Origin of the sequence: Peptostreptococcus anaerobius VPI 4330 = DSM 2949, from assembly GCF_000381525.1 — a bacterium.
Lineage (GTDB): Bacteria > Bacillota > Clostridia > Peptostreptococcales > Peptostreptococcaceae > Peptostreptococcus > Peptostreptococcus anaerobius.
Map to the genome: position 1 here is coordinate 1 of NZ_KB906653.1, position 9,612 is coordinate 9,612.

Sequence of the window (9,612 nt, forward strand, 5' to 3'; positions counted from 1 at the left end):
TCAAAAGATATAACCCAATTTTCATCTTCTTTTTTAAAAGGTCTACTATACTTTTTCATAATAGCTAAAATCTTTAACCTCTCGACTTCAAATTCAGCCTCTTCTTTAGTTAAAAGTGCGTTCCCCATATCTCTAGTATCACAATCATATATAGAATTAAAATGCTGTGTCCTTATGTATCCATCTGGTCTTATATTATAATATGTTTCTCCATCTTCAATTTTTAAATCCCATATTGTTTTTGGTCTCTCAACTTCTTTAACCTTATTTTTAATATCAAGAACAAGGTCTTTTCTAAACTCTTCTACTTTTTCATTTATGTATTTTTCTAATTCTTTAGTTTCCATCACTTTCAATCTCCTTTTTGATATCCCTTATAAAATCTAATAATTCACCCTTTGCTGCCTTATAATTTTCTGTTGTCACATACCTACTTCCAAAATATAAAACCAGTTCTTCTTGAGTTGGTATTATATTACTTAAAATAAAACTTATTATACAAACCGCCAACGTTATTTTTAATTTGTATTTTTTTATCAAACTATCAGTAACTGCCTTCTTTTCATCACCAAAAACATTATCTTCAACATATATTTTTAAAATTATATATGTCAACAATGTATATACTGTTAACAAAAAGAATGTACGTGTTGTCAGTGCACTGATTTTATTTAATGCTATTATCAGCAAGACTATATTGTTCATTACCTATCACCCCGCTGTAAATAAATTCTGTACGTGGTTCGTATTCCGCCATTTTATTTTGTTCTTTCTCAAATTTTCTTGCATCTTCCTCGTTATCAAACACAAATTTATACATAGGATAGTAGTCAAAATACTCAATAACTAAATGTTTCATTAATCTTCCTCACTTTCAAGCCACCTTTTAAGTTGCTTGTATTCCTGTTTTAAGCTATTTAATCTACCTTGCAATGCATTTTTATAATCTTCACTAGAATTGGCAGATGCAAATCCATATCTATTTATTGTATACATTTCACTCTCTATGTACTCTATCGCATATTCCACAGCTATAACCTGTAATTTATAAGGTAATTCCATTACTATTCATCTCCTAACCATTTCTTAAAATATTTTTCACTAACTCTAATATTTCTTCATAAGATTCAACATCATGAACTCCTAAAATCGCATTATATCCACAATCAAAAGCAACATTCCATCTTCTTCAACAGTTAATTCAGATACAACCCCTCGTTTTGCAAGTATAATTGATATCGTCAACCATTTTTTATGCCCACTCTCCTGTAAGTCTTTTGATATAATCACAGGCTTTTTCTAAATCTTCATATCCATTTTTATCATTATATCTGCTTAAATATTTTACTATTTGAGAAACAGATACAGCTTGCTTTTGATTAAATTTTTCTGCACAGTATTCCATAGCTTCTATTGTTTCAATTTTATGTTTTCCTTTACCTTCATATCTATATGGAGGTTCATTGTTTATTCTTATATCATATTCCATTTTTTTCAATCCTTTCTTTATATTCAAAATATTCTTTTCTTAAAGAACTAACATTAATATCTTTTTTTCTTTTAATTAAATCTTCAATTTCACAAAGTTTCTCCTCTAAATCTTTAAATTCCTTTGCATTTTTAACTTTAATTTCTCTTTTTACAATGCTTGTCAACAACCCTCTTAAAGTTCCATGATATGTAAGCTGTTTAAGATATTCTTCACCATCTTTATTTTTTTTTACTTCATTAAGTATAAAACATAGACTGTCTACTGTTATTGCGTACTTTTTGTTTATTCTTATCATGTCATCCTTTCCTATATCAATATTATATCATATTTTTATTCATATTTCAATATATATTTTTTTATTTTGTATTTTAAAATTTTAAATGAGGGCATATCTTATAATGGCTACATATATTTTTACAAAAAAACTTATTGATATATGGTATCCAACTAGATTCTTCTTCATTATTATTATTTATCTTTTTATATGTATCGAAAACAAACTCTTTTGCTTTGTTTATATTCTCTTCTGTAAATGGAATTTCCACTAAAGCTCTCCCTGTATATTCGTTTGATTTATTTCTTTCTATTATTGTACCTCTTGAATTTTTTGTATACTTGCACATATCAAAACTCAAACTTCTAACAACCATATTAGGATATTTGTTTTTTAAAGCTAAACCATAAATTATAAGCTGGAGTTTTTTTATCTCTAAATCTTTTTTTGTAAATTTAGATGAAGATTTATAATCATATATATCTATATATTTATTATCAGTTATAGTGTATAGGTCTATATATCCCCTAATAGGGACTCCCTCTATATCTACTTCAAAATATTCTTCTATTTTAAAGTCTTGAACACAAAAAGGTTTGTAATTTTCAAAATAACTAACCATACATTCTTTAAAGTTTTTACTTGAATTTTCCGTAGGGAAGTTATATCCTAGTATCTCAGCATCATCAAAATATGATAAAAATAGAGAAATTGCTTTTTGGTTATTTATCTTGTTTTGTTGTAAATCCTCTAACAGTGAGTGTATTTTACCACCTAAATAAGAGTATACATTATCTTTTCGTTTCTCTTTTTTTATATATGTTAGATAATATGAATATGGGCAAGTATGGAATGTTGTTAATTTACTAAAACTATATAATTCCTTTTTGATATTATTCATCTGCCACCTCTATATTTGATATATCTTCGTTTATTTCTAATATATCTACCACTGTTGGTATTCCATTTCTATATGTGTATATAATTTTTTCTTCTTCAGTCATATTATCCCATTTTTCTTTTTCAATTTCAAATTCATAGTATCCATACAAATTTGCTTCTATTTCAAAATCAGCATTTATTTTAATCATATGTTATATCCTTTCGTAACATTCTTTAATTAAGCTTTCCCATATATATATACCATTGTCTGATGGTGAATCTTTACTTCCCTTTAATAGATATTTGTTATTTCTATCTATAAGAATACCTGTTTCTATATTCATTTTATTGGTTAGCATAAAAAATTTATTCACACATCTATATATAACAGTTTCTTCTAGTCCCTCGTCAAAGCAAAACACCACCTTTTTAGGATTTAGTTTTGCTATTAAAAATGATTGTTCTTTCGTAATACTGCTGCCTGATAAAGCTATAGCATTATGGTAACCCATGCTATCCAATTGCATTACAAATTTTTCCGATTCTCCAATATATATGGTTTCTGCGTTATATAGATTTTTATAATTCTGTGCATACCCAAAAATCGCACGTCCTTTTGGGTATGCAATTAATGGATAATACTTATTTGTTATATTTAAATCAGAGTTGATTCTGCCTATTATTCCACACAACTCACCTTCAGAATTTCTGTGTGGGATAACTATTCTTTCTGTTTCATAATCATACATTATCTCAAATTTTTTCTGAGTTTCGATTGATATACCGTCTTTTAGAAATCTTAGATTCCATTTCTTATCATATTTATCTAAGGTATCCTCTGAGTAAATTTTCAATTCCTCTTTTTTCTTAAATAATATATCATCAAAAACCCTTGATACACTCTCGTTTTTTTCTTTTACAGCATATGTTATTTCAATACCTAAAAGAGACTTTATATCACTAATTATTTCTGAATAACTTATTGTTTTATGTTCCATAATTAGAGTGAATATATCACCATTTATATTCCTGCCGTAATCCATGGCAGATATATTATCGTTTTTATATATAGCAATTGAAGATGGGTTTGTTTTTATGGTTAAACCACATCTAATTTCATCTCCTTTATCAACGATATTGGCATAACCATAAAAATTTAAGACTTTCTCTATGTTATTTTTTTCAAGCAATGCTTTTTTAACTTGCATTTATACTCTTTCTAACAGGGGTGCAAAAACACACCTCTTTCATTGTTCCAAACTCCCCATCATATTTAACAACAATTGCATAGTTTCCAGATTGGGATGTTTTTCCCTCTCTTAATTTGTCTAAAAAAACAATCTTATAGACTTGATTATAGTCTAATTCATAATCAATTATGTTTTTTACTTTAGACCCATCTTTGTTTATTGAATAGGAAACTTTATATGGTTTACAATAAAACTTAGAATCAGGGTCTTTTTCTTCTTGATACATATCTCTTATAAGATATAAATTTTGGAATACCTCAGTTACCTGTTTTGAGTTAGCTAGAACAGACCTTGTTAGCCATAGTTGTCCTTCGGTTGATAAAGCATTCTGCATTGTAGCAAATACCTTAACATTATTATTTGCATACCTATTAGCAAATTCAGCTAACTTTCTTGAATCATCTATTAATGACAACCAAAAAGCCTCTTTTTTATTTGTAAAATCAAGCTTAAAAGTATCATATATAAAAGTAGTGTATCCACCCCTTAGATGGTGCTCTCTAAATTTCTTTTCAACGTGTTCCATTTTCGCTGAAGGTATAGATATAAACAATATCTTTGATTGGTATTCTTTTTCCCAAATATCTCTGGCAAGATTAATCATCTTCATATCTTCCTCAGTAAATGCCTTTCTCCCTTGTCTTAATTTATTCTTATCTAATTTTTTATAGTTTAATTTATTGACAAGAACCCACATTAAAAAATTATCTTTAAATGGTTTTACTTTTTGCTCGTTAGAACATAAAACCACTTTTTCTCCTCGAAATAATAATGCCATTATCAAAGATATTAAGAAAGTAGACTTCCCCACATTAGTATATCCGGCTAGAACAGATAGTGTTCCTGGTAATAAACCATTAGACTGTCTGCTTATAATTGGGAATCCTTCTATTTTATTTCCTACAATATCCTCACCTGCATTATCAAACAATATGCCTACCGACTTACCTTCCATAATATCATGTATGTAATCATCATCAAAAGCTATTATACTTTCCTCTATACTCTTATCTGTGTCAACTGTCCCAAAATTGTTAATCTGATATTCGTAGAACTCTTTTACCTCATTGCTTGACATACTTCTAAATAATTCAAAAGGAACAAATGTTTTCTTATTATAAGTAATCTCTTTAAACAAATCAAATCCTAACTTATGAAGTGTCATGTAAGTGTTATTTTTATATAATGTATCCAAATAACCCTTGAATTTATCTTTTTCTATTAATGAAAACCCATCGTTTAGAGTTTCCCAAATATTTTCATTCTTAAAAAACTGTTTTTCAGGCTCTGACAACCTAGATTTAATTTCTAACAAAGAAACAGATTGGTATCCTTCTTCTTTTAGTTTTTTTATAATGTTCCAGATAATTCTATATTCTATAGAGATAAAGTCTGACTCTTTTAATTCAAAATCATCTAGTAAAGTTAAATCCTCTATTAAACAAGATATAACTTGAGTTTCTGGGAACTCTCTTTCTGCCAACATTTTGGCAGGATATTTATTTTTTATTTTTTCACTATACAGGAATAATCACCCCTCCTTATATATCCGCCTTTAAAATACCATGCATTTTCTTCTTATTTAATTAATAATTTATCGCTTCTTGTTTGCTAGAATAAAATTTTGTTGAATTTATACCGTTGTATTGACCTATATACCACAAATTATAAACCTTATTTATTATCATAATATCATATACTTCCTCTCATAATTAATTTCTTGTTCTATACTTTCTGTGAATTTTTCAGTAAGTAAAACTACCAAATCATACATAAAATCAATAGACATTTCTATATCTCTATCTGATTGCCCAAAATCCTTGCCCAATGAAAGCATATCTGCATTCTCTTTTATATAACATTCAATTAAATCTAATATTTTTTCTCTATATTTATTCAAGAAGTCATTTGTCATATCTTTGTCCATCATGTCATCTATAGTATTATGATATAACCTATAATACTTTTCATCTTTTTGTTCTAAGTTTTCCAAATAATCCTTAATATCCTCTAATCTACAAAACATCTTCATGCACACCTCACATTAAAATTTTAACATAAATTATTTTTAAAATAGTTTTCAAGTTTATATTTTTCATCTCTTTCTATATCAAAGGATTCATAATAACAGCTTGGGTCATCGCAAAAACTCAAAGACCAATCTTTAGCAAGTTTTCTTTTTTTAATAGTTAAACTTATAGTGCTTATAAACATCTCCTCATCAAAACCATGTTCATATCCTAAAACTAACCACGTAAGTCTTCTATCTGAATCCCATGGAAAAAACATCTTAGTGTTTGGTTTATTTTTTAATCTGTCATTATAATAAGCGTCAATTATTAAGTCTATAATTATCTTCTTTTCAATATCATATATCCCTGATTCAATAGCCTCTTTTTTAAACTCTAAATATTTTTTAAAATCTACCATTTGACCCATATTTTCTTTTCCATTTAATTCTTTGTATAGACTATATTTAATATCACCTTCTAATTTATTAACGAAAAGAACTGTATCTCTTTTTTTTAAAGCCTCTCTTTTGCAATGTTGTCTTATATTAAAATCAACATCCTTTTCTGATTTTTCATATTCATAAAAATAAGCATTTTTATATTTCCCACACAAAACATATATTTCTTCAATAAGCTCTACACAGATGTTTTTAATAGAATTAAATTCTTTTTGATATTTTTCACTTTCTCTTAACTTTTTTATATTTTCCACATATTCTTTATAATAATCTACTATACTAATACGCTCCACATCTCCTTAAACCTTGTATATTGTAGTTTTTTGTACTAAACATACATTTTATTATTAAAATTCAAGTTTTAAATCTTTATTTTTTGAAACTAATCTATATCTCATTCTTTCACAAAAATCAAATAAACTTTCACCCCGTCTACTTTTCCCAGCTACTGATGAATTCATGATATCTATTGCTAAATAGAAGTATTCACCCTCATCTCCAAAAGATACTATTAACCTGTAATCCTCATATGGCTCAAATTGAACTAAATCACCGCATTCTATTATTCTATTCTTTGACTTATTTCCTATTTTCATATACTATCTCCTTTAAATTAAAATTTCTCCTGACCTTTTGATATCTATAATACTTTTATTTTTAATCTAACTTAAAGTCGGTGTAATTAAAACCTCTGTGGTTTTTATTTTTTTATTATTTATATTCCTCAAACCAGTTTTTGATTCCTTTTCCCAAACTATCTTAAATCCATCTGGGGTAGATTCCTTATACTCACTTATATAAATATCAAATCTGTGTTTGTTTTTCTCTACCCAGTCATAAAATTCATTGTGATTAAACTTACCACACTCTTTTAAAGAATATTGTTTTTTGCCTTTATATGGGATATCACAATATACAATTGCACCATCAGGAATCTCAAGGTCTTTATAATCCTTGTTTTCAAATTGAACATTTTTCATATTTTCAATTAGCCTAATGTTGCCTCTTTTACCTTCGGTACAATAATTCCTATAAGCATCCTTTCTTCTGGCATAGCCCTCAAACCATCTCCCACCAAAACTACAAGCAAAACCTATAAATCCACTTAAAGCCATATCCTCATCTTGGTTCTGTTTTATATATTTATATTCCTCTTCGCTGCAAGTGTCTGGTGGAATCCACCCTTCTTGCATTGCTTTCCACATAGCAATAAGATATTTATGTTTGTCATTGGCTATTCTATGGTATTTATTGTCTATTTCAGCAACAACATTACAACTGCCACAAAACAAGTCTACAAACACTTGTCTCTTTTTCTCTGCAAGTTTTGAATTAAAGAATCCCCCTAAATCCTTACAAATTCTTGACTTGCCACCTAAATATCGTATAATTATCACCTCTTTATTCTATCCATCTAATTGTTGTTTCTCCATCGAATCCTTTTTCAAAAACAAACCAGCAATAACATACTGCCGATGCTTTATACTTTTCAAAGTCCCCGTTCATTGCACATCTAACTCTGCTAGAGTGTATATATACATATTTGGGTGGGTTTTCTTTGAAAAATTTATATCTCTCTTTTCCTTCTAGGAATTGAATTTTTAAATGGAATATTGCTAATTCTCCTGTTTCTAATATATCTATTGATTTTCTAACAAATTCCAGTGATTGCTTGTATGGTGGGTTGGTTATAATACTTCTCCTTTTATACGGGTTATCTTCTATTTTTAAAAAATCTATTTTTTTATCTATACTTCCTCTGTCTATTAAATCAGAGGTAACAACATCATGCCCCCAATGTTTCAATACATTTGTTATATGACCTTCCCCATTTGCACATTCCCATAATTTATTGGGCAATACGACCCCGTCTTTTTTTAGAGTGTGTAGCAATTTTTCTACTGCTTTTGGGTCTGTAGCATAATAATCGTATTCATCTCTTTTTTTATCAGAATGGTTACTTGCTCCTAATTGTCTATATATATTAGCTGTATATTTAACTATATCCTCATCCCCTTTTTTATCATTTGCACTCTTCTTCCATTACAACTCCTCTAAATAATCTAAAAAAGACTTTTTACCATGGTAAACAACCCACTTCCTCTAATATAATCAATTAAATCTTCGTTAGATAAGTCAATTTCATCTTTTAAGTCTTCAATCAGATTAATCGATTCTCCATCATGTGTTTCGCCACTAAGTTCACAGCTTCCCAGTATATTAACCTCGCAAAATTCAATTTTTTTATCTTCGTTAATTCTGTATAATATCTCATCTTCTTCGTAAACTACATATGATTTTCCTTTAGCCATTTTTACACCTCTTCCACTTTGTAATCTCTAACTGTTTTAAGCGGGATTCTTATTCTTTCCATACTTTGATAAAATGATAAATATCCCCCATCTATCCATGGTTGTTCTATTTTGATATCAGTAACGTTTTGATACTCTTCTTTTGAATTATCTATATATTTTACAATCATTATTTTACTCCTAAAATTTGTGTTACTCATAATCATTCACCCACACTTTCTAACCATGATTTCAATTCTTTATACTCATATTTCAAACTCTTGAGCCTTTCTTCCATTGCTGTCCTATAATCGCTATCATTTTTGTTCAGCGCTAAATATCTCCTAATACCAGACATTTCATTTTCTATGTATATGACAGCATATTTCACTGCTATTACTTCTAATCTATATGACAACTGCATATTTTTATCCTTTCTTGCAAATTACCATCCAATGCGTTTTTGTTCTTCTATTACCAAGCAATGGACTATATTCTATAACCTTCAACACTTCACTTAGTTTTATTTGTTTCTCGTTCCATTTAAATATAAGCGTTCCACATTGCTGGAATTATACTATTTTCCATTTCTGAACCTCCTTCATTTTTTTAGCAAACTTACCACCTGCCACTAAAAGCACTTCCCCTCAATAACCAAAATATCATATTACTCATATCTGCTTTACTTGTCTTCCTTCGTAATCACTATAAACCTGCCTAATATCTATTGGTCTAGTAGATGGTTCACTAGGCTTAATCCTTCTCTAGTCTTACAAATAGCATATTCTTGTAAGTTTATGTCTTCTAATTCTCTTGCTGTAAACTTACCATATACTTCCCATATATCATCAAGAAATTTTTTTATCCACATATCATATATATCTTCAGCCTTTTGAGTCTTATTCAATGAATCATGACAATCTTCATATAAACTCCTATATTTTTTAGTCACA

General features: G+C 28.3%; 17 protein-coding genes and 2 pseudogenes. All 19 read right to left on the reverse strand.

The window, feature by feature from the left end; all coding sequences use genetic code 11:
- Positions 1-347: pseudogene (locus F823_RS0109795) on the reverse strand (hypothetical protein); the annotation flags it as partial.
- On the reverse strand, positions 337-705 hold the full coding sequence (locus F823_RS0109800) for a hypothetical protein (protein WP_019595710.1): 369 nt from the start codon (positions 703-705) through the stop codon (positions 337-339). The pseudogene F823_RS0109795 and the gene F823_RS0109800, both read right to left, overlap by 11 nt.
- Positions 668-859, reverse strand: a complete 192-nt coding sequence (locus F823_RS11235) for a hypothetical protein (protein WP_019595711.1) — start codon at positions 857-859, stop codon at positions 668-670. The genes F823_RS0109800 and F823_RS11235 overlap by 38 nt, the downstream gene beginning before the upstream one ends.
- Positions 859-1,062 carry a hypothetical protein gene (locus F823_RS0109810; RefSeq protein ID WP_019595712.1) on the reverse strand — a complete coding sequence of 68 codons (204 nt, stop codon included), beginning with the start codon at positions 1,060-1,062 and terminating at the stop codon, positions 859-861. Before F823_RS0109810 ends, F823_RS11235 begins: the two co-directional genes overlap by 1 nt.
- A 190-nt stretch (positions 1,063-1,252) precedes the next feature.
- Positions 1,253-1,489, reverse strand: coding sequence for a DUF3310 domain-containing protein (locus F823_RS10700; RefSeq protein ID WP_019595713.1), 237 nt, complete (start codon positions 1,487-1,489; stop codon positions 1,253-1,255).
- Positions 1,479-1,787, reverse strand: coding sequence for a hypothetical protein (locus tag F823_RS0109820; protein ID WP_019595714.1), 309 nt, complete (start codon positions 1,785-1,787; stop codon positions 1,479-1,481). Before F823_RS0109820 ends, F823_RS10700 begins: the two co-directional genes overlap by 11 nt.
- Before the next feature lie 73 nt (positions 1,788-1,860).
- Positions 1,861-2,667, reverse strand: a complete 807-nt coding sequence (locus tag F823_RS0109825) for a RecB family exonuclease (protein ID WP_019595715.1) — start codon at positions 2,665-2,667, stop codon at positions 1,861-1,863.
- The gene (locus tag F823_RS0109830; protein ID WP_019595716.1) at positions 2,660-2,857 is read right to left on the reverse strand and encodes a hypothetical protein; all 198 of its coding nucleotides are present in this window, start codon (positions 2,855-2,857) and stop codon (positions 2,660-2,662) included. Before F823_RS0109830 ends, F823_RS0109825 begins: the two co-directional genes overlap by 8 nt.
- Before the next feature lie 3 nt (positions 2,858-2,860).
- The gene (locus F823_RS0109835) at positions 2,861-3,856 is read right to left on the reverse strand and encodes a hypothetical protein (RefSeq protein ID WP_019595717.1); all 996 of its coding nucleotides are present in this window, start codon (positions 3,854-3,856) and stop codon (positions 2,861-2,863) included.
- Entirely contained in the window at positions 3,846-5,384 is a 1,539-nt protein-coding gene (locus F823_RS0109840; RefSeq protein ID WP_019595718.1) for a DnaB-like helicase C-terminal domain-containing protein, read from the reverse strand. Before F823_RS0109840 ends, F823_RS0109835 begins: the two co-directional genes overlap by 11 nt.
- A 198-nt stretch (positions 5,385-5,582) precedes the next feature.
- Positions 5,583-5,930, reverse strand: a complete 348-nt coding sequence (locus F823_RS0109845) for a hypothetical protein (RefSeq protein WP_019595719.1) — start codon at positions 5,928-5,930, stop codon at positions 5,583-5,585.
- Between the two features lie 20 nt (positions 5,931-5,950).
- Positions 5,951-6,661 (reverse strand): hypothetical protein, encoded by a 711-nt coding sequence (locus F823_RS0109850; protein ID WP_019595720.1) that lies wholly within the window; start codon positions 6,659-6,661, stop codon positions 5,951-5,953.
- Positions 6,662-6,715: 54 nt separating this feature from the next.
- Positions 6,716-6,964, reverse strand: coding sequence for a hypothetical protein (locus tag F823_RS0109855; RefSeq protein ID WP_019595721.1), 249 nt, complete (start codon positions 6,962-6,964; stop codon positions 6,716-6,718).
- Between the two features lie 66 nt (positions 6,965-7,030).
- Entirely contained in the window at positions 7,031-7,765 is a 735-nt protein-coding gene (locus F823_RS0109860) for a DNA adenine methylase (protein ID WP_019595722.1), read from the reverse strand.
- A 4-nt stretch (positions 7,766-7,769) separates the two neighbouring features.
- Complete coding sequence (locus F823_RS0109865) at positions 7,770-8,228, reverse strand: NAD(P)-dependent oxidoreductase (protein WP_207636117.1); 459 nt, start codon at positions 8,226-8,228, stop codon at positions 7,770-7,772.
- Between the two features lie 203 nt (positions 8,229-8,431).
- A complete protein-coding gene (locus F823_RS0109870) occupies positions 8,432-8,680 on the reverse strand; it encodes a hypothetical protein (RefSeq protein WP_019595724.1) in 249 nt (82 codons plus the stop codon).
- Positions 8,681-8,682: 2 nt separating this feature from the next.
- Complete coding sequence (locus F823_RS11095; RefSeq protein WP_019595725.1) at positions 8,683-8,850, reverse strand: hypothetical protein; 168 nt, start codon at positions 8,848-8,850, stop codon at positions 8,683-8,685.
- 32 nt (positions 8,851-8,882) lie between these two features.
- Positions 8,883-9,083, reverse strand: coding sequence for a hypothetical protein (locus F823_RS0109880; RefSeq protein ID WP_019595726.1), 201 nt, complete (start codon positions 9,081-9,083; stop codon positions 8,883-8,885).
- A 300-nt stretch (positions 9,084-9,383) separates the two neighbouring features.
- Positions 9,384-9,612 (reverse strand): annotated as a pseudogene (locus F823_RS0109885) (hypothetical protein); the annotation flags it as partial.

What these genes read in the sequence shown, in the direction of transcription:
- F823_RS0109825 (WP_019595715.1), bottom strand. Translation starts at nt 2,667, where the DNA reads ATGAATAATATCAAAAAGGAATTATATAGTTTTAGTAAATTAACAACA.
- F823_RS0109870 (WP_019595724.1), bottom strand. Translation starts at nt 8,680, where the DNA reads ATGGCTAAAGGAAAATCATATGTAGTTTACGAAGAAGATGAGATATTA.
- F823_RS0109810 (WP_019595712.1), bottom strand. Translation starts at nt 1,062, where the DNA reads ATGGAATTACCTTATAAATTACAGGTTATAGCTGTGGAATATGCGATA.
- F823_RS0109800 (WP_019595710.1), bottom strand. Translation starts at nt 705, where the DNA reads ATGAACAATATAGTCTTGCTGATAATAGCATTAAATAAAATCAGTGCA.
- F823_RS0109880 (WP_019595726.1), bottom strand. Translation starts at nt 9,083, where the DNA reads ATGCAGTTGTCATATAGATTAGAAGTAATAGCAGTGAAATATGCTGTC.
- F823_RS0109820 (WP_019595714.1), bottom strand. Translation starts at nt 1,787, where the DNA reads ATGATAAGAATAAACAAAAAGTACGCAATAACAGTAGACAGTCTATGT.
- F823_RS0109855 (WP_019595721.1), bottom strand. Translation starts at nt 6,964, where the DNA reads ATGAAAATAGGAAATAAGTCAAAGAATAGAATAATAGAATGCGGTGAT.
- F823_RS0109845 (WP_019595719.1), bottom strand. Translation starts at nt 5,930, where the DNA reads ATGAAGATGTTTTGTAGATTAGAGGATATTAAGGATTATTTGGAAAAC.
- F823_RS11095 (WP_019595725.1), bottom strand. Translation starts at nt 8,850, where the DNA reads ATGATTGTAAAATATATAGATAATTCAAAAGAAGAGTATCAAAACGTT.
- F823_RS0109840 (WP_019595718.1), bottom strand. Translation starts at nt 5,384, where the DNA reads ATGTTGGCAGAAAGAGAGTTCCCAGAAACTCAAGTTATATCTTGTTTA.
- F823_RS11235 (WP_019595711.1), bottom strand. Translation starts at nt 859, where the DNA reads ATGAAACATTTAGTTATTGAGTATTTTGACTACTATCCTATGTATAAA.
- F823_RS10700 (WP_019595713.1), bottom strand. Translation starts at nt 1,489, where the DNA reads ATGGAATATGATATAAGAATAAACAATGAACCTCCATATAGATATGAA.
- F823_RS0109830 (WP_019595716.1), bottom strand. Translation starts at nt 2,857, where the DNA reads ATGATTAAAATAAATGCTGATTTTGAAATAGAAGCAAATTTGTATGGA.
- F823_RS0109835 (WP_019595717.1), bottom strand. Translation starts at nt 3,856, where the DNA reads ATGCAAGTTAAAAAAGCATTGCTTGAAAAAAATAACATAGAGAAAGTC.